The following is a 22,921-nucleotide window of genomic DNA, read 5'->3' as shown; positions in this document are numbered from 1 at the left end:
ACTAATTAGCTATAGTTTTAAACTTTGATTTGTAAACATTATAAATAATGCCTGCTACCAACAGAATTAAAATTATTCTGATCCACAAAAAAGTATTAAAAGGTAGAAAAACAGACATGCAAAAAAGTGTAATAGTCCATATAAACTCCCTCGTTAAATTCAGTTTTATATTTAAAGATTTAACAAATGAGTTATATAGAAAAGGTAAAAATATAACATAAGCCATAAGGTAAGATATTGACAAACCAAATCCACCGTATTTACTACCTATGAACAAAAATGGTGTAGCTATCAAAGAACTTGCAATTCCCCACCTGGAAAGCAGTTTTTGATTATCTGTGGCCCCCCAAATGTTTCCTATATACCAGTTTAAAGCAAAAATGAAAAGAAACCAGATCTGGTATTGAATTATATTAACTGAAGACAGGAACTTAGGACCAAACAAAATCAGCACCACTTCTTTACTTATTAAAGTGAAACTAAAACACAAAAAAGAAACTACCACGATGAAAAGTGGAAAAGTTTTTTTCAATTTGTCAATCAGCAGCTGTTTATTAGTAACCCAAAGATTACTAAAGCTTGGAAACACAGCAGACATGCCAAGATTAATTACCATTTTTATTGGATTGATTAGGCGATTACTTGTATTAAAGTATCCCAACTCAACTTTGGTAGAATTAATTTCGAGAAAATTGTTTGATAAATAATTAGTCGGCAAAGCGAAAATATTGTTTAGGTAATAGTATGAACTATCCTTAATCATCGTTCTGCCAAACTTCCAAAACCCCACAGCACTACCCTTAAGTATATCTTTTACTAAAAACATTACAGAAAATATTACTATTGTTTTTCCCAGAAGGATTAAAGTGTAATATTTTATTACGTAATTAACTGATATAGCTGATGCTGGAGTTATGATTATAAATATTAACCAAATAATTGAGAAAAAGACGTTAATTGACTCAGCAATTCCCATACGTTGGTGTCCTTGCCAAATTGCTTCACAGCTACTCCACAAGTTAAGTACAAACACGTTTATCACTAAGTATAATAGTAATTCCGGGCTAACAGAGTGAGCAAAATGTTCGTAGATGAGCATTAGTATAACGGAAAAAACAAGCCCGATAAATTGCAAAACGATTGCAGAAAAAAATACAAGTTTTGATTTCTCACCATCCCGTGCTACTGTACGTATTGAGATATTCCTGATACCTAATTCGGCAATTACAGCATATAGCGCTGATTGAATGAGAATATATGAAAACATACCGAAACCAGCCGGTCCCAAAATTCGAGCTATTTTTATACTTGAAAAAACCAATATAAATTGGCTTAAAAAATTCCCAATAGTTAAATAAGAAAAATTTTTTACAACTTTATTCGAAAGAATTTTCTTTATAAAAGCAGACATATTTACGTCACAATTAATTATTTTTTTCCACTTCGATATTGAAATTCAGATCCTTATTATTTATGAATTCTTTGTCCGTAAATAATTTTCAACTCCCATTTCCAACGTCACTTTAGCGTCCCAGTCAAACAAGTTATTTTGCGCTGAGATATCGGCAACGGCATACATTACATCGGTTGGGCGGTAGCTTTTACCACCCCAGTTTATGTTGCATGATCTGCCACTTTTTTGGGCTATTACTTCGGCAAGCTCCTTTATGGTATGCCCCACTCCTGTCCCTAACTTAAATACACTTTTATCTGCTACACGCTGATAGTTATCAATAAGTTCAAGGTAGAAATCAACTACATCGTCGACATGAATAAAATCAAGCACCTGGCCACCCGGCGACATATCAACCGGTGCCGCAGCTCCTATCGATTCATATATGTAATCAATGATCTTTTTCTGACTATCGATACCACCGTAAATGGTATAAGGGATAACAGTTGCAGCCTTAAAGCCATAAGCTTTTGAATAATAGTCTACAAAATACCTCGACGCACTTTTGGTTGCAGCATACAGGTAAGCCGGATCAATGCTTTCATCTCCTTTAAAGTATTCGGCAAAAGTTCCAGTGTTGATTAAAAATTTTAATCCACTGGTCTTTAAAGCATCCATCAACCTCAGCATGTACAGAAGGTTGCTGTCTACCAGCTTCTTCATATCATTATACGAGTCAGATGAAGTTAGGTAGGATGCCAGATGCACCATTATCTCAGGCTTAAATTCATTCAAAGCTACGGTAAGCGCATCCTGATCATCAGTAATTACATGTTTGTTTGTAACAGTGCCAAATAGCTGTTCTGATTTATCGGCGTCGCGGGTTAACTCTAAAACGTTATGACCGGCCTCAATTAATTTAGGTACGAGGTATTTTCCTAAAAACCCGGTTGAGCCCGTTATTAAAACATTCATACAAACGGCGATTTAATATCGTTTAAGCCATCAAAAGCCATATCCCTTACTGATACAATAGGATCTGTCACTGGCCATTCCATACCAAATGAGTCCCACTTAACACCATGGTCACAGCTATTGTTGTAAACCGATGTCTGGATATAGGATACAATAGTGTTATCCTCAAGCGAAAGAAAACCGTGCGCGCACCCTACAGGTATATAAATAAGTTTGGGTTGGCTTACAGATACCGTGGTATAAAAATATTGTCCATAAGTTTTTGAACCTGTTCTTATATCAAGTACCACATCAACAATCCTTCCGGTATTTACAAATACAAGTTTAGTATGCTCAGTCGGCGGCGATTGATAATGCATCCCACGAATTACATTTTTGTGAGATACTGAAAAATAGCTTTCCTTAAAATCGGTACGGAGATTGTTGGCCTCAAAAAAATCAACGTTAAATATTTTAGTAAACGATCCCCTGGAATCGTCAAGCTTTTTTAAATGCAATATTTTAAGATCTTCAATAATGGTTTGTTCCAGTTCCATACCTTAAAGTTTAAGTAATGTTCAATAACAGTTACTGTATGTAAGCTTTAATTACGTCGGCGATATAATCATAATGGCTTTCGTTTAAACCTGGCCATACACCAAGCCAAAAAGATTGGTTCATGATGATATCTGTATTTTCCAGATTGCCTATCTGCCTGCTTTGAACGCCTGTATATGCTGGTTGGCGTAATAAGTTACCGGCAAATAAAAGCCTGGTGCCTATTTTCTTTTCTTCGAGATGTTTAACAAGCATGTGACGGTCGGCAGCATCACCTTCACGTAGGGTAAGTAAAAAGCCAAACCATGACGGATCGCTGTTTGGTGTTGGCTCCGGCAAGATGAAGATATCTTCAAATTGCTTCATACGCTCATACAAGGCTTTGTAGTTTTCGCGGCGCCTTTGAACAAAATGATCAACCTTTTTTAACTGCGATACGCCAAAAGCCGCCTGCATATCAGTCACCTTTAAGTTAAAACCTATATGTGAATAAGTATATTTATGATCATACCCGTACGGCAGTGTACCCAATTGCTGGGCAAACCTGCAACCACAGGTATCATCTTTACCCGGTTCGCAGTAACAATCGCGCCCCCAGTCACGGAAGCTTTCTGCAAGCTTAGCCAGTTCAGGATTGTTGATTAAAACTGCACCGCCCTCACCCATCGTAATGTGGTGAGCCGGATAAAACGAGAAAGTTGAGATATCGCCAAAAGTACCTGTCTTTTTATCGCGATAAGTTGCACCCAATGAGTCACAGTCATCCTCAACAACCCACAAATTATATTTTTTTGCAACACGCAAAACTTCGTCAAGATTAAATGGATTGCCTAACGAATGAGCAACCATAATTGCTTTTGTTTTTGGAGATACTGCACTTTCAATATCTTCGGATTTGATATTATGAGTAGCAATATCCACGTCTACAAAAACGGGAATAGCTCCAAATTGCACAATGGGATTAACTGTTGTCGGGAAGCCGGCAGCAACGGTAATTACTTCATCGCCGGGTTTTATTGCGCGTTCGCCAAGTTTTGGCGAAGTTAAAGCGTAAAACGCAACCAAGTTTGCTGATGAGCCTGAGTTTACCAGTAAGGCTTTGGTGGCACCAAAATATTTTGCAAACTCACTTTCAAATTGGTTTGCAAATCTGCCGGCAGTAAGCCAGCCGTCAAGCGCAGCTTCGACGCCTAATAATATATCATCTTCGTCAAGTACTTTTCCTGTCACAGGGATATAGTTCTTACCAGGAACAATAATCTGAGTTGACTTAGCCTTTGCAATTTGCCTCAAACCGGCTTCAATATCTGGGTTGGTTATGTTCTTAAGCATGCTACTTATTTAATGGGGGATAATTTAAATACCTGTAAATTCTAATATTTGATTTTCGGTATACGAAACAATACCTTCAGGGTTGTTCAGATATTCTTTATACCAATTAATTGTTTTCTGAATAGCTGTTTCAGCGTTAAATCTTGAGTTCCACTTCAACTCGGTGACAGCTTTTGTAATATCAAGTTTTAATAAACCTGCTTCATGTGGTTGATGGGCTGTAGTAACAACTTCAAACGCTCCCTTGCCCCACGCAGCAATAGATAATTCAACCATCTGCTTAACAGGAAGTGCATCCGTTAACTGAGGGCCAAAATTGTAAGCAGTTGAAAATTTCAAAGGATCAGCTACCAAACAGCTACCCAACAAAAGGTAACCGAAAATTGGTTCCATTACGTGCTGCCAGGGCCTCACCGCACCAGGATTACGAATGATTACTGTTTCGCTTTTTGAAATAGCCCTAACAATGTCGGGAATTAAACGATCTTTTGCCCAATCACCACCGCCTATTACATTGCCTGCACGGCCAACAGCAATTGCTTTTTGATGAGCTTCGTATTTCGCCTGATTAAAAAATGAATTACGATAAGAGTCTATAACCAATTCAGCGCATGCTTTACTCGCGCTATAAGGATCATAGCCACCTAAACGGTCATTTTCACGATATGGGAAAACCCATTCGTAATTGTGATATACCTTATCAGTAGTAATCAATACAACCTGGCATGCTTTTTTAACGAGCCTTACTGCATCAAGCAAATTAGCAGTCCCTATGGCATTTACTTCAAAAGTTTCTGAAGGTATATCATAAGATAACCTCACCAATGGCTGTGCAGCAAGATGAAACACAAAATCAGGCTGGAAAGATTCAACTGCCTCAGTCAATTTATTTCTATCCCTGAGATCAGCAATAACAGATTCGCATATAGCGTCGCCGTTTAAAACATGGTATAGGTCAAAATCATTTTCGGGAGCAAGTGAATAACCTTTCACTTCCGCGCCAAGCATAGTAAGTATTTTTAAAAGCCACGAGCCTTTAAAGCCGGTATGCCCGGTCAGGAAAACTTTCTTTCCGTTATATATCTTCTTTAATTCGTCAAACATATTACCAAATTTTCCATTTAGCTTTATTTTTTGTCCAATCCTCTTCCAGCTCATGCTTATCCCTTATGGTGTCCATAGGTTTCCAGAAGCCTTCGTGCTTAAACGCGGTCATCTCCCCTTCTTCCGCTATTTTCTCCATTGGTTCGCGCTCCCATATCGAACTGTCGCCGGTTATATAATCAAACACAGATGGCTCGCAAACAAAAAAGCCACCATTTATCCAGGCACCGTCGCCTTTAGGTTTTTCCATGAATGAGTGAACACTGTCGTCGGCGTTCAGATTAATAGCACCAAATCTGCCCGATGGCTGAACGGAAGTAACAGTACATTTCTTGCCGCTGTTTTTGTGATGTTCAACAAGAGCCTTTATGTCAACATCGCTAACGCCATCTCCGTAGGTAAACATGAAAGTCTCACTGCCTATATGAGGTTGTATCCTTTTTATACGACCACCGGTCATTGACTCATTACCAGTATCAACAAGTGTGATTTTCCACGGTTCTGCCTGAGAGTCATGCACTTTTATAGAATTATCTGAAAGATCAATTGTGACGTCTGATTTATGCAAAAAGTAATTAGCAAAATATTCTTTGATCACGTAGCCTTTATAGCCTAAACAAACAACAAAATCATTAAAGCCATGAGCCGAATAAATTTTCATAATATGCCACAAAATAGGCATGCCCCCAATTTCGACCATTGGTTTTGGCCTTAAAACGGTTTCTTCCGACAACCTGGTACCTAAGCCCCCGGCTAACAATACTACTTTCATGTGAAGATGGTTTGATGATTAATTTTATTTAATTATTAACTTATTATTGCAATCAGCTATCGCGCAGTATGTAATAATTATACCAATACACTTACATCGTCTGTAAGCGGGTATGAGCAGCATAACAAGTACTCATCCGACTCAAGGTCATGAGGCACCTTTTCTACTCCAATTGTTTTTAACTTACCTGTAAGCAATTTACCCTTACAAACTGAGCAATTGCCCGTTTGGCATGAATAAGGAAGTTCAAGCTGAGCATCTAGGCCCGCTTCAAGCATACTTTTACCGCTCACTACTTCTACAACTGTTTCCAGATTGTTATTAATGAGCTTCACAACCCGTGTAATAATCCCTTCAAAATCTTTAGGATTTTTTACTATTTCAAAATCTTCAGAGAAAACATGTTCTGCACTTATGCCTAAGCCTTTCAAAGCGCCCTTAACAGACTCTTTTAATCCAACAGGCCCGCATATATAATGAAGCGTATTAAGATGATCATCAATTTTGTTCATAACAACATGAACCTTTGACTCGTCAATACGACCTTGGATTACACCCGGGTTTTCTTCATCTATTTTCAAACGCGTATGAAAATGCCATACAGAAAACCTGGACCTATGTTGATCCCTCAACTTATGAACGAGATCTAAAAAAATACTGGATTCAAAATTTTTATTCCCATAAATCAAACTTACCCTTGGGCCGTTAGGTAGCGATAAAGCGTATTTGGCTATTGACATCAGGGGAGTTATTCCGCTTCCCACGCCCCACAATACTATTTGCTTCTCTGAAGGGAATTGTGATTCTGTATAAGTAAAGTTGCCCAAAGGTTGCATCACTTCTATCAGATCATCTACCTTAACCTGGTCATGTATATGGTTTGATACAACTCCCCCAATAATACGCTTTATGGTAACTTCGAGATACTGATCAATTCCCGGTGCAGACGAAAACGAATAGGGCCTTAAGTACCGCCGTCCGTTAATCCTGAAAATCAGGGTCAGATATTGTCCGGGCAGATATTTAATCTTCTTTAATCCGGACTGCTTAAAACACAGCGTAATGGTATCTTCCGTTTCCTGCTTTATTTCCGCAACTCGTAATGTATAAGTAAGCATGGGGGTATTTACTTTAATCTTTTAAATCAACTGCGGATCATTTATTTTTTAAAGAGCTTACCAAACCAAGAAGATTTTGTTTTTACCTCTTCGCCGTAACCATAGCCGTAGCCATAACCGTAGCCGTAGCCGTAACCGTAGCCATAGTATCCACCTTTTTTGGTTTTTATATCGTTAATAACCAGGTAAGCCTTTTTAAATTTACCCTCATTCACAAGGTCATTAATTATATTTAGCTGCGATTTAAAGGTATACTCTTGTCGTACTACATATAAACTTGTATCTACAAAACGTTCAATAAGCTGTGAGTCGGAAACCAAGCCAATAGGTGCGCTATCGATGATGATATAATCAAACTTGGTTTTAAGGTACGCTATTACTTCTTCCAACTTTTCACTCATCAATAATTCAGAAGGGTTTGGCGGAATTGGGCCTGACGACATAACAAAACAGTTTTCAGAAAAGAATGTCGGCTTTATTAAATCATCGATGCCGATGGTTTCAGATACTGCATAATTGGTAAATCCAAAATCTCTGTCCAAACCAAGATTCTGAGATAAACGTGGTTTACGCAAATCCAGCTCCATTAAAATAACTTTTTTTCCGCCCAGAGCCAATACGCTACCCAAGTTAGTACAGATAAAAGATTTACCCTCACCCGACATACTTGAAGTAACCATGATAACATTTGGCTGGCCAACTTTTAATACGAATTGTAAATTGGTTCTTAGCGCCCTGAATTGCTCAGATATAATTGAGCGGGCTTTATCGTGAGCCACCAGTGACTTTTCGTCGCTATTATTGCCAATTTCACCAAGTACAGGAATCTTCGTATTAAGTTCGATATCTTCTTTATTAATGATCCTTATGTTTAAAGAATCCTTAAGATAAATGTAACCCCATGGTATAAGCAGGCCTAATACAAACCCGATAAAATATATAACCACTTTATTGGGTTTATATGCCAAATAATCACTCTTTGCAGGGTCAATTATCCTGGCTGTTGATAAAGTAGATGTTCTGGCAATTGCTGTTTCTTCCCTTTTTTGTAACAGGTAAAGATATAGCTGTTGTTTTAAATCCTGTTGACGAGCATAATCAAGATAACCTCTTTGTTGTTTGGGTACATTTTTAACTTTTGAAGTTAATAATGAGTTTTGTGCTTTCAACTTATTAATAACTACGATAAGTCCGTTTTTATAAGTCTGGAAGCTTTTAACTAACCCTTCTCTTGAAGTTTCAATTTCGCTATCCATATTTTTTATAACAGGGTTGTCTGCTTTATATGACACCATTAAATTATCCCTGCTTATAAGCAACTGATTATATACTTTAATAGCTTCTGCAAAAATAGGGTCATTAACAGAAAGCGTACTTGGAACTATTCTTCTGTTATTTGGATCTGTGATATTTTTTTCAAGATCATTAACAAGTGTTAGCTGAATTTCCTGTTCATTTAGCTTGTTGTAATAACTGGAAACATCAGTTACAAGCGCCTTACCCTGCTCATCAACATCTGCCAATTGATTTTCCTGCTTAAACTGTTGAAAATTTAATTCAACGCCCGACAGTTCCTTGCTAACTACGCTAATCCTATTGTCAATAAATGTTAGCGTACTATCGGCTATTTCAATTTTGTTTTGATGGTTACCCTGTAAATAAAGGGTCATCAATTTTTGTAAAATAGCTTCTCCTTTGCGGGGATTAGAGTAAGGTATGGTAAGTGCCAGAGTAGTACTCTTCTTATCGGTGAGATCAACCGTAAAATCCTGACTAAGCGCCTGAACCCTGTCGTCAACCGAGGTAATATTCAGTTTATAGCCTTTGGTTAACACAACTTTTCCCGGAACTTTAGAAAACACCACCGCAAATTGTGGCAAATGAACTACCGTAGCAAATTTAACAGTAGTGTCTATACTTTCTTTCCGGTTAGCTATGTGTATTAAATCACTGTTTATTTCAATATCATAACTCCTGGCTTGTATCGAATCTACAGTTGGGGTAAATTGAACATTGAAAGGCGCTTCGTCATATAATTCTATAGAATTAATTATCCCTTTCCTATAAATTGTTACATCCAGATGTAAATCCTTAACAACGCTTGCCATTAATGCTCTCGACTTTAATATGTCAATTTCATTATAAGCATTACTTGACAGATCGAGAAGATCGGAAAAATCCATTAATGAGCTGTTATTTGATTTTCCGCCCAGTAATCCGCCAGATGAACCATCATCTATAGTGATTTTACTGTTTATTTTATAACCGGGTGTACTATAACGAGCGTATCCAAAAGCAACGGCTAAACAAATTGGAACGCATATAACAAATAAATACCAGTTAGATATCGTATTTCCGACAAACTTTTTAAAATTAAAGTCTTCTTCTTTACTAAAAGGTGATTTGAATTCCTGATTTCGAAACTCCATAAAATAATTATTTCCTTGTAAGATAGATTACTAATACAGATAAGAGAGAGCCAATGATGGTGTAGTTTCGAGCCTGGGCTGCGTCTGTAGCAGCTGATTTTGCTACATCTGGCTGAACATAGATCAAATCGTTCTGGCGCAAATAGAAATACGGAGAAGATATAATATCGCTTTTCTTCAAATTAACCCTGTAGGGAGTTTTAGTTCCATCCAGATTTTCACGAATCAATAAAACATTATCTCTTTTACCAAAAATAGTAAGATCGCCGGCCATAGCTATTGCGTCCAATAAGGTTACTTTTTCATTGGGAAGCACATAAACGCCTGGTTTTAAAACCTCGCCTGTTACGCTTACTTTAAAATTAGCATACCTTACAATTACTGTCGGATTATTGTAGTATTTAGCAGCTACATCGTGTATAATTGTCTTCAATTCAGAGGTGGTATGCCCTACCACTTGTATCTTACCTAAAATAGGAATATCAATATTGCCTTCTTTATCAACAAGATAACCAGACACTCCAGACTGCTGACCAGCTCCGGCCGTTGCAGCACTTGCTGCAGTTAGCGGTGACAGAGGCATATTTGGGGATGTTGACGACGAAGAGCCAATATTTCCGGCATTTATCACTTGTGTGGAAAGCGGGTCGATGGTTTGAACAACTACAGACAAAATATCGTCAACCTGTACCTTGGGCTCCGTATAAGCAGCCGCAGGAATAGTTTTAAGCTGACCTGAATCTGGGATATCTTGAAAATATTTTATTTTTTTTTGAGATGAGCAGGAAAATAAACCGGAAGTAACGAAAAGAATTAGAGAAACGATTAAAAGATTTAATAAGTGTTTTCTTCTCATAGAATTAAGTTTTCATATCTAAAGTAGGCGTCTTAGCTGGTGCAATATATACACTTTTTTCAAAATATCAATGATAAACTATCGATTTTCTTAAAAAAATAGCATCAGCGTAACTTTTTTTTAACAAGAAGCCACTTTTAATATCATTATCAAAATTTAAGCCTGCCCCATGGTACCACCAAAATTCATAGGAAAATTATATCCATTTTCCCCGCTTTTGATTTTTCCGTTTGCTGCTTCAAATTTTTCAACATTATCCTGAATTACCGACATCAAACGCTTAGCATGTTCAGGTGTCAAAATAATTCGCGATTTTACTTTGGCCTTCGGAGTACCGGGCATTACGCGTATAAAATCAATAACAAATTCAGAATTGGAGTGAGTAATAATAGCCAAATTAGAATACACGCCATCTGCAACTTCCTCTGATAACTCGATACTTAATTGATTTTCAACCTGTTCTTCATTCATATACAATCTATTTTTTTAACAAAAGGAACCAATCAGGCCCATCTTACTCCTTTTAGGAGAGTCAGGCCTTCAAAACAATCAAAATAAAGCTTTTGTTTTAAAAAAAGTGAATAGTTATTTTTCAGAAATACCAAACTATTTTTTTGATAATACTACTGAGGTAAATGGCTTTAATGTTACTGTTTTTGAATATACATTCTTTTTTACATCCTGATAAACCCCATCTAATGTAATCACCTTTGGCTTATCAGTTTTGTTACATTCAAACCTCACATCTGAGGGCATTGAAACCTTTTGGAAACTGGAATCATCTCTACTATCATAATCAGACTTCCAACTTGACATATCTGCCGACGATGTGAGTGGAACGCCTACAATCGAAGATTGAATGTTCAATTCCCTCTGCCCGGGTTTAGGTAAATAGGCATTTGACCGAAACACGCCCATCTTAGATACGCCAACACTGCCCTTACTTGACCGGAAATCAGCCACATATTTAGTACGGCCGCCTGACACAAATATATTGTCTGATACCTTATTTTTTTTGGCAATCTCATCAGCGAAGCTGAAACTGTACGAAAACAATAATTGCTCAAAATTATCGTAAGCCGTGTTATTTTGTACTGTAATATTATACGCATTATGAATGTAAATGCCTGCACCATTATTATGGGCCACTGTATTACACGAAATGGTTACATTTTTTGTATTATCATCCATATAAATACCACACGAGGGCCACAGAGCTGAACTACTGGCAGCGTAACGGCCCGGTTCAGTTCCCGGTCTGGCATTTACACCATTAAAAACAAGATTGCCTATGATCTGCCTTGTGCCGTTTAACGGAACGTTGTTGTTGGCATCACCTGTATAAATGCCCCCGCCATCATCTTTAACAAAGTTAAAATAGTCGATAACATTATTTTTAACAATAATATCTCCCTGAAACGATATTGGGTTGTAACCAGTACTATCAATTTGATTATTGGATATAATATTGCCGCTCCCCTTAATCAAGATGCCGGAGTAACTGCCATCGCCGCTTCCTCCCATTCCTGGTATAGTACCGGTATTTTTAATGATATTATGATTAATGCTAATACTATCGCAATTAAATCTGCCTACTATCGCATTATCGTTGGTATTAAGAATTGTTGATTCTGATATAGTAAGTGCGTGTGTATTAGTTATTGTAACCGCATTACCGCCCGAATAATTAATTGATAAATTGATAAAACTTATATTACTACAGCCATTTACGAGTATAGTATTTTTGTTAGCACCGGTAAAAGCTATATTACGCACAACGATATTGTTCATCTTTGTTACAGACAACAGCGAGGCTTTAGTGCTTACCCTAATATCCATATTAGTGGGATTGCCGCTCCCAAAAAACATCAACATCTTTTTTGTTGCAGAATCAAAATACCACTCGCCTTTTTTATCAAGAGTTTGAGGACTGTTTTGAATAAAAAAACCAAATTTATCGACAGCAGGATAGCTTGAAGCAGACTTATAGGAAATAGAATTACCACTCTGCGACAAGATAGTATTACGGTCAATTATCCAATGATTTTTACGTATAACTATTTCTGCTCCGGTCCAGTCAGGGGAACCATTCAAACCGTTATCACTTATCGAATTTCCATGATGCGAATCAATAGTTAAGTATCCACCATTTGTCGCATCGATGTTAGGGTAACGTCCGATAGGTTGTACAACGTTATTTAGCACAACCATGTTTACATCTGTACTGCATGAAGTACAATCACCTGACCAAATCCCCCCCCCTTTAGCATTCCAACCATCCAATGCCTCAAAACCGGTTATTTCGGGTAGTGCGCCGCTTCCGTAATCGCCGATAACAATCGGTTTACCAGCGGTACCGTTGCCTGCGGGAGTCAATTGTTCGCTCCAAATACATCCTCTCTTTAATAGCAACTGATCCCCCGCCGTCAAGCGTATTGCATTAACCTTCCTAATGCTTTTCCATGCCTGCGTAAGTGATGTTCCGCTATTGTTATCATTGCCATTTTTTGAGTCAACATAATACGTTGTCCCATTGCCCTGCGGCAAATGCCTGTTTAAAACAAAACCAAAATTTATTAATGAAGTGATGATCAATAAAACACAAATCAGATTCACTTTCCTAACCATCTTTAGCGATGCATTTAATTTAAGCTTGATTTTCATATAGTTATTTAATGCTGATAGATTTAAAGGAAAACTATCCAATTAAAATGAATAACGCGTGAAGAATTTTTTTTTACATAACAGCAATTTTATTAATAGTATCAACTCACCACAATTTGAATAAACCGATTTCGTTCGCAAATTGTTCCATATATTTTAAACTAAATCGTAAGAATTATCGGTGAACTCTGTATTACAAGAATCATTATAAACCAGCTTCGTTTTGTTCAAATATAAGCACAAAAAAAGAGGCTGTTTCATGATGAAATGAAAACAGCCCCTTTTTAATTATTCGGATATCTTTACCCAAGCATCCGATTTTACGATTTCAAAGGGATTATTTTTATATCCCTTTTGTATTTAAGTAGCTGGCAATTAAGCTTCCAACTCTTCTGCTTTTGAAGCCATCAAGCGGTCAAACTCTTCCTGTGAACCTACACGGATATTCTCGTATTCGCGTAAACCGGTACCTGAAGGTATTAAGTGACCTACGATAACGTTTTCTTTCAGGCCAAGCATGTTGTCTTTTTTACCTGCGATAGCTGCTTCGTTCAGTACTTTGGTAGTTTCCTGGAACGACGCGGCCGAGATAAACGACTTGGTGCCTAACGACGCCCTGGTGATACCTTGCAGTATCGGGCTCGATGTTGCAGGAATAGCGTCACGCACTTCAACCAGTTTAAGGTCGCGACGTTTCAATACCGAGTTTTCATCGCGTAAGCGGCGTAATGAAACTATCTGACCAGATTTCAATGTAGTTGAATCACCCGGATCAGTAACAACTTTCTTGTCGTAAATTTCATCATTCTCGGTCATGAAATCCCATCCGTCGACAGCTTCACGCTCTAAGAAACGGGTATCGCCCGCATCTTCGATAGATACCTTCTGCATCATCTGGTGAACGATAACCTCAAAGTGCTTATCGTTGATCTTCACACCCTGTAAGCGGTAAACTTCCTGGATACCGTTAACAAGATATTCCTGCACTGCAGCAGGGCCTTTGATAGCAAGGATATCCGCCGGAGATATCGAACCATCTGATAATGGCATACCAGCTTTAATAAAGTCATTATCCTGTACAAGGATGTGTTTTGAAAGTGGTACAAGGTATTTTTTAACCTGGCCATCTTTTGATTCGATGGTGATTTCGCGGTTACCGCGTTTCACGCCACCTAAAGTTACCACACCGTCAATTTCAGTTACTACAGCAGGGTTTGAAGGGTTACGTGCTTCAAATAACTCGGTTACACGTGGTAAACCACCTGTAATATCTCGCGTTTTACCGGTTGAACGAGGGATTTTAGCAATAACCTGACCGGTTTGTAACCTATCGCCTTCATCAACAGCGATGTGTGCACCTACCGGAATGTTATATCCTTTAATGATGTTACCTTTATTATCAGCAATCTGGATAGCAGGGTTTTTAGTTTTATCCCTTGTATCGATGATCACTTTTTCGCGGTGACCGGTTTGCTCGTCAGATTCTTCACGGAAAGTGATACCTTCCAATACTGCATCGAACTGGGCAATACCTGCAAATTCAGAGATAATTACCGCGTTATACGGATCCCATGAACAAATACGGTCGCCTTTGGTGATCTTGCTGCCATCTTTTACATACAGGTATGAACCGTATGGAATATTATTGGTAACAATTACTTTATTGCTTCCGGCTTCGATAATGCGGAACTCGCCCGAACGGCCTAATACCACATCAACAGCGCCATCTTCAGCAGTTTCATAAGTTACAGTACGTACGTTCTCAAACTCGATGATACCATCAAACTTAGCGTTGATCTGAGATTCCGCAGCAATGTTTGACGCGGTACCACCCACGTGGAATGTACGAAGTGTTAACTGTGTACCAGGCTCACCGATTGACTGTGCAGCAATTACACCAACAGCCTCGCCTTTTTGCACGCGTTTACCGCTTGCAAGGTTACGGCCGTAGCACAATGCACATACGCCACGTTTGCTTTCGCAAGTTAATACCGAACGGATCTCGATACCTTCTAACGGAGAATTCTCGATCTTTTTGGCAACCTCTTCGGTAATGTCCTGACCGGCTACTGCTAACAATTCGTTAGTGATAGGGTCATGAACATCATGAAGCGTAGTACGACCTAAAATACGGTCATATAAAGGCTCAACAATATCCTCGTTATCTTTCAGTGCAGTTGTGTAGATACCTCTTAAGGTACCGCAATCAACCTCACCAACAATCATATCCTGGGCAACGTCATGCAACCTACGGGTTAAGTAACCAGCATCCGCTGTTTTTAACGCCGTATCCGCCAAACCTTTACGGGCACCGTGGGTAGAGATGAAATACTCCAATACCGACAAACCTTCTTTAAAGTTTGAAAGGATCGGGTTTTCGATGATCTCACCACCTGAACCTGATTTTTGAGGCTTAGCCATCAAACCACGCATACCTGCAAGCTGACGGATCTGCTCTTTAGAACCACGCGCACCTGAATCAAGCATCATGTAAACAGAGTTGAAGCCCTGGTTATCATTGCTCAGGATATCCATCACGTTAGCAGTTAAGCGGTTGTTGATACGTGTCCAGATATCGATGATCTGGTTGTAACGCTCGTTGTTGGTAATGAAACCCATGTTGTAGTTACCCATAACCTCATCAACCTGCTTAGAAGCTGTTTCGATCAAAGTAACTTTCTCTGCAGGGATATTGATATCCTTCAGGTTAAATGATAAACCGCCCTGGAACGCCATTTTAAATCCTAATTCCTTAATATCATCAAGGAACTGGGCCGCGCGTGCCATACCGGTGATTTTCACTACTTCACCAATGATATCACGAAGTGATTTTTTGGTAAGCAGCTCATTGATATAACCTACTTCTACAGGTACATGCTGATTAAACAACACGCGGCCTACAGTAGTATCAATAATTTTGTTTACGATTTTGCCATCGCGTTCTTTAACTAAAGCTTTAACTTTAATGAACGCATGCAGATCAAGTTTTTTCTCGTTATAAGCGATAATTACTTCTTCTGCAGAGTAAAAAGTTAAGCCTTGTCCTTTAACCACGCGCGTTTCATCAGTTTTACGGCCTTTGGTTATGTAGTACAAACCAAGCACCATGTCCTGAGATGGTACAGTAATAGGCGTACCGTTAGCAGGGTTAAGGATGTTGTGCGAAGCAAGCATCAGGATTTGGGCTTCCAAAATTGCCGCGTTACCAAGTGGTACGTGAACGGCCATCTGGTCACCGTCAAAATCCGCGTTGAATGCTGTACAGGTTAATGGGTGCAATTGGATCGCTTTACCTTCAACCAGTTTTGGCTGGAACGACTGGATACCCAACCTGTGCAGCGTAGGCGCACGGTTTAGTAATACAGGGTGTCCTTTCAGTACGTTTTCCAAAATATCCCAAACTAATGGGTCTTTACGGTCAACAATCTTTTTAGCAGATTTTACTGTTTTAACCACACCACGCTCAATCATTTTACGGATGATAAATGGTTTAAACAGCTCGGCAGCCATATCTTTTGGTAAACCGCATTCGTGTAATTTAAGGTTAGGACCTACAACAATTACCGAACGGGCAGAGTAATCCACACGTTTACCTAATAAGTTTTGACGGAAACGACCTTGCTTACCTTTCAGGATATCTGAAAGTGATTTCAAAGCACGGTTACCTTCAGTTTTTACCGCGTTAACTTTACGTGAGTTATCGAATAACGAATCTACAGCTTCCTGCAACATACGTTTTTCGTTACGTAAAATCACTTCTGGTGCTTTAATCTCAATTAAACGTTTTAAACGATTGTTACGGATAATAACACGACGGTAAAGGTCGTTCAAATCTGAAGTAGCGAAACGGCCACCTTCCAGTGGTACCAACGGACGCAACTCAGGCGGGATAACCGGAACGATCTTAACGATCATCCACTCAGGGTTATTCTCGATCCTTGTTTTTGCATCACGGAAAGCTTCAACAACCTGTAAGCGTTTTAAGGCTTCATTTTTACGTTGCTGAGAAGTTTCGTTTGCTGCCTGGTGACGCAAGCTAAATGATAATTCGTCAAGGTCAAGGCGTTTCAATAACTCTTCCAAAGCCTCGGCACCCATTTTGGCAACAAATTTCTGAGGATCTTTGTCGTCAAGGTACTGGTTTTCTTTTGGAAGGGTATCTAATACGTCAAGGTATTCTTCTTCAGTAAGGAAATCCATTTTATTGATTCCGTCTGATTCTTTAATACCCGGTTGGATAACTACGTAACGCTCGTAGTATATAATAAGGTCGAGCCTTTTTGTAGGCAAGCCTAATAAATAACCAATTTTGTTTGGCAATGAGCGGAAGTACCAGATGTGTGCAACAGGCACCACCAGGTTGATGTGGCCCATGCGCTCACGACGTACTTTCTTTTCGGTTACTTCAACACCGCAACGGTCGCACACGATACCTTTGTAACGGATACGTTTGTATTTACCGCAATGGCACTCATAATCCTTAACCGGACCAAAAATACGCTCGCAGAACAAACCATCACGTTCGGGTTTGTAAGTACGGTAGTTAATGGTTTCCGGCTTTAAAACTTCACCGCTTGAACGCTCAAGGATAGACTCGGGAGAGGCTAAACTGATGGTAATGGTGGTAAAGTTACTTTTGATTTTATTATCCTTTTTGTAAGACATAGTCTACTTTGATTTTTTAAAGGTAATTTTTTAGGCGAAAGGTAAAAGGCGAAAGGTAAAAGGTTTCGGAACCTGTCCTAACCTTTCACCTTTGGCCTTTAAGCTTTAACCTTATTCTAATGTGATATCCAAACCTAAGCCGCGTAACTCGTGAACCAATACGTTGAATGATTCAGGAACTGATGGCGTTGGCAGGTTTTCACCTTTAACAATAGCCTCATATGTTTTGGCACGGCCGATAACATCATCCGATTTAACGGTTAATATCTCCTGCAAAATGTTTGATGCACCAAATGCTTCCAGTGCCCAAACCTCCATCTCACCAAAACGCTGACCACCAAATTGTGCTTTACCGCCCAATGGTTGCTGAGTGATCAATGAGTACGGACCGATTGAACGGGCGTGCATCTTATCATCAACCATGTGACCTAATTTCAGCATGTAGATAATACCTACAGTAGTTTGCTGATCAAAACGATCACCTGTTAAACCATTGTATAAGTAAGTACGGCCTGATTCAGGCAAGTTGGCTTTCTTAATCCACTCTTCCACTTCTTCGTGGCTTGCACCGTCAAAGATTGGAGTAGCAAATTTAACACCAAGCTCTTTACCGGCCCAGCCTAATACGGTTTCATAGATCTGGCCCAAGTTCATACGTGAAGGTACACCCAGTGGGTTCAACACAATATCAACCGGTGTTCCGTCTTCAAGGAAAGGCATATCTTCGTCACGTACAATACGAGCAACGATACCTTTGTTACCGTGACGGCCTGCCATTTTATCACCCACTTTAAGCTTACGCTTTTTAGCGATGTAAACTTTAGCCATTTGCACGATACCTGATGGAAGCTCATCACCCACGCTGATAGCGAATTTATCACGACGGTAAGCACCTAACTCTTCATTGTACTTAATGTTGAAGTTATGAAGAAGGATCTTGATCTGATCGTTTTTATCATCATCAGTAGTCCATTTCGTTGGGTTAATGTTATCGTAATTAAGCTCAACTAATATCTTTTGGGTGAATTTAACACCTTTAGGAACCTGTAACTCTTTGTAAACGTTATAAACGCCTTGCGAAGTTTTACCGTTAACGATCTCAAATAACTTTTCGATCAAAGTATTTTTCAGATCTTTCACAGCTTTATCATGCTTGTTATCCAATTTCTCTAACTGTGCTTTTTCTTCAGCTTTTGAAGTTTTCTTAGCACGAGAGAACAATTTGGTATCGATAACAACACCGGCAATTGACGGCGGGGTTTTCAATGAAGCATCTTTAACGTCGCCGGCTTTATCACCGAAGATAGCACGTAACAGTTTTTCTTCCGGTGATGGGTCTGATTCACCTTTAGGGGTGATCTTACCAATCAGGATGTCGCCTTCTTTAACCTCGGCACCTACACGGATGATACCGTCTTCGTCAAGGTCTTTAGTTGCTTCTTCTGATACGTTAGGGATATCTGGTGTTAACTCTTCCTCACCTCGTTTAGTGTCACGAACTTCAAGCTCGAACTCTTCAACGTGGATTGAAGTAAAGATATCTTGTGAAACAACACGCTCAGAGATTACAATCGCATCCTCAAAGTTATATCCCTGCCAAGGCATGAACGCTACTTTAAGGTTACGGCCTAATGCAAGCTCGCCATTTTGCGTAGCGTAACCTTCGCAAAGTACTTCACCTTTTTCAACCCTCTGGCCTTTTTTAACAATAGGCTTAAGGTTCATGGTGGTGCTTTGGTTGGTTTTCTTAAACTTGGTTAAGCGGTAGCTTTTGCTATCTCCTTCAAACGAGATCAAACGATCAAGTTCGTTACGGTCATATTTAATACGGATTTCGTTAGCATCAACATACTCCACCACACCATCGCCTTCGGCGTTGATCAGGGTACGGGAGTCTTTTGCCACACGGCCTTCCAAACCGGTACCAACAATCGGCGCTTCCGGACGTAACAATGGTACGGCCTGGCGTTGCATGTTTGAACCCATCAATGCACGGTTAGCGTCATCATGCTCTAAGAACGGAATAAGCGAAGCCGCGATTGAAGTGATCTGGTTTGGAGCAATATCCATCAAATCCAGACGCTCCGGCTCAATAACCGGGAAGTCACCTTCGAAACGTGCTTTTACACGCGGCAATTCAAACTCACCTTTATCATCGTATACAGCGTTTGCCTGGCCAATGGTTTTACCGTCTTCATCTTCAGCAGATAAATAGATAACCGGCTCGTCAACCATAACTTTACCTTCAACTACACGTTTGTACGGAGTTTCGATAAAGCCTAAGTTGTTGATCTTAGCGTGTACACAAAGTGATGAAATCAAACCAATGTTCGGACCTTCAGGAGTTTCGATAGTACACAACCTACCGTAGTGGGTGTAGTGAACGTCACGAACCTCGAAACCTGCACGCTCACGCGACAGACCGCCGGGGCCTAAGGCTGACAGACGACGCTTGTGCGTGATCTCTGCCAGTGGATTGGTTTGGTCCATGAACTGTGACAACTGGTTTGTTCCGAAGAACGAGTTGATCACAGATGATAATGTACGTGCGTTGATCAGGTCGGTTGGGGTGAACACCTCGTTATCACGAATGTTCATACGCTCACGAATGGTACGGGCCATACGTGCCAAACCTACGCCAAACTGAGCATAAAGCTGCTCGCCAACGGTACGCACACGACGGTTTGACAAGTGATCAATATCATCCACCTCAGCTTTTGAGTTGATTAATTTGATCAGATATTTAACAATCGCGATGATATCCTGCTTGGTTAAAACCTTAGTTTCTTCCGAAGTGCTCAATTTTAATTTACGGTTGATGCGGTACCGGCCCACATCACCCAGGTCATATCTTTTATCTGAAAAGAATAAACGATCGATGATACCACGAGCTGTTTCTTCATCAGGTGGTTCAGCGTTACGTAACTGGCGGTAGATATGTTCAACCGCTTCCTTCTCAGAGTTGGAAGTATCTTTCTGTAAGGTATTGTATATAATAGTATAATCACCGCTGGTTGAAGCATCTTCCTTGTTAAGGATGATGGTTTTAACACCAGAGTCGATGATCATATCAATATGGTCATCTTCCAGTAAGGTTTCACGCTCAAGGATGATCTCATTACGAGGAATAGAAACTACCTCACCGGTATCTTCATCCACAAAGTCTTCGATCCATGTTTTAAGTACCCTTGCAGCAAGCTTACGGCCAATATATTTCTTAAGGCCTGATTTGCTTACTTTAACCTCGTCGGCCAGTTCAAACAGCTCTAATATATCTTTATCAGAGTCATAACCAATGGCGCGAAGCAACGTAGTAACCGGGAATTTCTTTTTACGGTCAATGTAAGCATACATTACGTTGTTAACGTCTGTAGCAAACTCAATCCATGAACCTTTGAAAGGAATAACACGGGCCGAGTATAATTTTGTACCGTTGGTGTGGCGGCTCTGACCAAAGAACACACCTGGCGAACGGTGTAACTGTGATACAATTACACGCTCGGCACCATTAATAACAAATGTACCTTTTGGCGTCATGTATGGGATAGTACCCAGGTACACGTCCTGTACAATTGTTTCAAAATCTTCGTGCTCCTCATCATTACATGACAGGCGAAGCTTTGCTTTTAATGGTACGCTGTAAGTTAATCCGCGTTCGATACACTCTTGTATATCATAACGGGGCGGATCAATAAAGTAGTCAAGAAACTCCAGGACAAAGATGTTTCTTGAATCTGAAATAGGAAAGTTTTCGGCAAACACTTTAAACAGCCCTTCTTTATAACGGTTGTCGGAAGTGGTTTCCAATTGAAAAAATTCCTGGAAAGATTGTAACTGAACATCCAGAAAATCAGGGTAATCAAGTACCTTTCTACTGGTTGCAAAGTTTACTCTTTGATTATTATTGTTTGCCAAGGTATTTAAATTTTAGTTATTAATTTTTGTAGATGTGAGACTTGAGACATGAGATCTGAGATATGAAATAGCGATTTGAAAAATCTCAAATCTCATATCTAATATCTCACATCTAATTCAAAACCTTTATAAACAGCAATAGACCCCGACCGTTTATGGTCGGAGTCTTGATGCTATATTTCAGTAGGTTAAATTACTTAACCTCAACTACTGCTCCGGCTTCTTCTAATTGTTTTTTCAAAGATTCAGCTTCTTCTTTAGTTACACCAGTTTTAAGTTCTTTTGGTGCACCGTCAACAAGATCTTTAGCTTCTTTCAAACCAAGGCCAGTTAAGTCTTTTACTAATTTAACAACTGCTAATTTAGCGCCACCTGCTTCTTTCAGGATAACGTCAAATGCAGTTTGCTCAGCAGCAGCTGGAGCAGCATCGCCACCGTCAGCAGCAGGAGCAGCAACTGCTACAGCAGCAGCAGCAGGCTCAATACCATACTCATCTTTTAATATTTGAGCTAATTCGTTTACTTCTTTTACTGTTAAGTTTACCAACTGTTCAGCAAACGCTTTTAAATCCGCCATTTTATTTAAATTTTTACTTTTAATGCTTTTTGTTTGTTATTGTCGAACTTTTGTGAGGCGTTCGTTAACCTCTTTCTTGTAATGTTTTTACAAGGCCTGCAATTGTAGTTCCGCCTGATTGTAGTGCAGAAAGTACGTTTTTGGCAGGTGATTGTAGTAAGCCAACTATCTCGCCGATCAGTTGTTCTTTTGATTTCAGTTTGGTTAAAGTATCTAACTGGTTATCACCTATAAATACTGCCGAATCAATATAAGCTGCTTTTAAAATTGGTTTTTCACCTGTTTTCCTTAATTGTTTGATCAACTTTGCCGGAGCAGTTGCTGACTTTGAGAAAAGGATTGATGATGAACCTTTTAATACATCATATATAGGGCTGAAATCGCCGCCTGCAGCTTCCATAGCTTTTTTGATCAAGCTATTTTTGGTTACCTGCATCGTAATGTCGTTTTCGAAACATTTACGGCGGATGTTGTTGATCTTGGCTACAGTTAAATCAGAGGTATCAGTGATATAAAAATTACCATACTCTTTGATTTGCTCAGTTAGGGCTACAACAAGGTCGTATTTTTCTTCTTTATTCATG

General features: G+C 39.4%; 15 protein-coding genes. All 15 read right to left on the bottom strand.

Features of this window, described 5'->3' with window-relative positions:
- Window position 1 precedes the first annotated feature (1 nt).
- Window positions 2–1,411 (bottom strand): oligosaccharide flippase family protein, encoded by a 1,410-nt coding sequence (locus tag J3L18_RS00385; protein WP_129569022.1) that lies wholly within the window; start codon window positions 1,409–1,411, stop codon window positions 2–4.
- Window positions 1,412–1,471: 60 nt separating this feature from the next.
- Complete coding sequence (locus J3L18_RS00380) at window positions 1,472–2,368, bottom strand: NAD-dependent epimerase/dehydratase family protein (RefSeq protein ID WP_129569023.1); 897 nt, start codon at window positions 2,366–2,368, stop codon at window positions 1,472–1,474.
- Complete coding sequence (locus tag J3L18_RS00375) at window positions 2,365–2,904, bottom strand: dTDP-4-dehydrorhamnose 3,5-epimerase family protein (RefSeq protein WP_129569024.1); 540 nt, start codon at window positions 2,902–2,904, stop codon at window positions 2,365–2,367. Before J3L18_RS00375 ends, J3L18_RS00380 begins: the two co-directional genes overlap by 4 nt.
- A gap of 31 nt (window positions 2,905–2,935) precedes the next feature.
- On the bottom strand, window positions 2,936–4,237 hold the full coding sequence (gene rfbH, locus J3L18_RS00370) for a lipopolysaccharide biosynthesis protein RfbH (protein ID WP_129569025.1): 1,302 nt from the start codon (window positions 4,235–4,237) through the stop codon (window positions 2,936–2,938).
- A gap of 24 nt (window positions 4,238–4,261) precedes the next feature.
- The gene (rfbG, locus tag J3L18_RS00365; protein WP_208102530.1) at window positions 4,262–5,395 is read right to left on the bottom strand and encodes a CDP-glucose 4,6-dehydratase; all 1,134 of its coding nucleotides are present in this window, start codon (window positions 5,393–5,395) and stop codon (window positions 4,262–4,264) included.
- Window positions 5,343–6,113: a glucose-1-phosphate cytidylyltransferase gene (gene rfbF / locus J3L18_RS00360; protein ID WP_129569027.1), complete on the bottom strand. Its 771-nt coding sequence runs from the start codon at window positions 6,111–6,113 to the stop codon at window positions 5,343–5,345. The genes rfbG and rfbF overlap by 53 nt, the downstream gene beginning before the upstream one ends.
- Before the next feature lie 77 nt (window positions 6,114–6,190).
- The gene (locus tag J3L18_RS00355) at window positions 6,191–7,231 is read right to left on the bottom strand and encodes a ferredoxin--NADP reductase (protein WP_129569028.1); all 1,041 of its coding nucleotides are present in this window, start codon (window positions 7,229–7,231) and stop codon (window positions 6,191–6,193) included.
- A 41-nt stretch (window positions 7,232–7,272) separates the two neighbouring features.
- Window positions 7,273–9,660, bottom strand: coding sequence for a GumC family protein (locus tag J3L18_RS00350; protein WP_129569029.1), 2,388 nt, complete (start codon window positions 9,658–9,660; stop codon window positions 7,273–7,275).
- Between the two features lie 7 nt (window positions 9,661–9,667).
- A complete protein-coding gene (locus J3L18_RS00345; RefSeq protein ID WP_129569030.1) occupies window positions 9,668–10,516 on the bottom strand; it encodes a polysaccharide biosynthesis/export family protein in 849 nt (282 codons plus the stop codon).
- A 156-nt stretch (window positions 10,517–10,672) separates the two neighbouring features.
- Window positions 10,673–10,987, bottom strand: a complete 315-nt coding sequence (locus J3L18_RS00340) for a DUF3467 domain-containing protein (protein WP_129569031.1) — start codon at window positions 10,985–10,987, stop codon at window positions 10,673–10,675.
- A gap of 135 nt (window positions 10,988–11,122) precedes the next feature.
- Entirely contained in the window at window positions 11,123–13,180 is a 2,058-nt protein-coding gene (locus tag J3L18_RS00335; RefSeq protein WP_129569032.1) for a right-handed parallel beta-helix repeat-containing protein, read from the bottom strand.
- A gap of 375 nt (window positions 13,181–13,555) precedes the next feature.
- On the bottom strand, window positions 13,556–17,845 hold the full coding sequence (rpoC, locus tag J3L18_RS00330; protein ID WP_129569033.1) for a DNA-directed RNA polymerase subunit beta': 4,290 nt from the start codon (window positions 17,843–17,845) through the stop codon (window positions 13,556–13,558).
- Between the two features lie 111 nt (window positions 17,846–17,956).
- Window positions 17,957–21,760: a DNA-directed RNA polymerase subunit beta gene (rpoB, locus tag J3L18_RS00325; RefSeq protein ID WP_091166600.1), complete on the bottom strand. Its 3,804-nt coding sequence runs from the start codon at window positions 21,758–21,760 to the stop codon at window positions 17,957–17,959.
- 193 nt (window positions 21,761–21,953) lie between these two features.
- Window positions 21,954–22,337: a 50S ribosomal protein L7/L12 gene (gene rplL / locus J3L18_RS00320; RefSeq protein ID WP_022833154.1), complete on the bottom strand. Its 384-nt coding sequence runs from the start codon at window positions 22,335–22,337 to the stop codon at window positions 21,954–21,956.
- A gap of 64 nt (window positions 22,338–22,401) precedes the next feature.
- Window positions 22,402–22,920: a 50S ribosomal protein L10 gene (rplJ, locus tag J3L18_RS00315; protein WP_090528670.1), complete on the bottom strand. Its 519-nt coding sequence runs from the start codon at window positions 22,918–22,920 to the stop codon at window positions 22,402–22,404.
- Between the last annotated feature and the right edge of the window lies 1 nt (window position 22,921).

It is taken from the genome of Mucilaginibacter gossypii, assembly GCF_017569325.2.
Classification (GTDB): Bacteria; Bacteroidota; Bacteroidia; order Sphingobacteriales; family Sphingobacteriaceae; genus Mucilaginibacter; species Mucilaginibacter gossypii.
The sequence above is the reverse complement of the archived record's forward strand: the minus strand, read 5'-3'. Positions and strand labels throughout refer to the sequence as shown.

Bases quoted from the DNA above. Each gene is read 5' to 3' on its own strand.
- J3L18_RS00385 (WP_129569022.1), bottom strand. From the start codon at position 1,411: ATGTCTGCTTTTATAAAGAAAATTCTTTCGAATAAAGTTGTAAAAAAT.
- J3L18_RS00380 (WP_129569023.1), bottom strand. From the start codon at position 2,368: ATGAATGTTTTAATAACGGGCTCAACCGGGTTTTTAGGAAAATACCTC.
- J3L18_RS00375 (WP_129569024.1), bottom strand. From the start codon at position 2,904: ATGGAACTGGAACAAACCATTATTGAAGATCTTAAAATATTGCATTTA.
- rfbH (WP_129569025.1), bottom strand. From the start codon at position 4,237: ATGCTTAAGAACATAACCAACCCAGATATTGAAGCCGGTTTGAGGCAA.
- rfbG (WP_208102530.1), bottom strand. From the start codon at position 5,395: ATGAGCTGGAAGAGGATTGGACAAAAAATAAAGCTAAATGGAAAATTT.
- rfbF (WP_129569027.1), bottom strand. From the start codon at position 6,113: ATGAAAGTAGTATTGTTAGCCGGGGGCTTAGGTACCAGGTTGTCGGAA.
- J3L18_RS00355 (WP_129569028.1), bottom strand. From the start codon at position 7,231: ATGCTTACTTATACATTACGAGTTGCGGAAATAAAGCAGGAAACGGAA.
- J3L18_RS00350 (WP_129569029.1), bottom strand. From the start codon at position 9,660: ATGGAGTTTCGAAATCAGGAATTCAAATCACCTTTTAGTAAAGAAGAA.
- J3L18_RS00345 (WP_129569030.1), bottom strand. From the start codon at position 10,516: ATGAGAAGAAAACACTTATTAAATCTTTTAATCGTTTCTCTAATTCTT.
- J3L18_RS00340 (WP_129569031.1), bottom strand. From the start codon at position 10,987: ATGAATGAAGAACAGGTTGAAAATCAATTAAGTATCGAGTTATCAGAG.
- J3L18_RS00335 (WP_129569032.1), bottom strand. From the start codon at position 13,180: ATGAAAATCAAGCTTAAATTAAATGCATCGCTAAAGATGGTTAGGAAA.
- rpoC (WP_129569033.1), bottom strand. From the start codon at position 17,845: ATGTCTTACAAAAAGGATAATAAAATCAAAAGTAACTTTACCACCATT.
- rplL (WP_022833154.1), bottom strand. From the start codon at position 22,337: ATGGCGGATTTAAAAGCGTTTGCTGAACAGTTGGTAAACTTAACAGTA.
- rplJ (WP_090528670.1), bottom strand. From the start codon at position 22,920: ATGAATAAAGAAGAAAAATACGACCTTGTTGTAGCCCTAACTGAGCAA.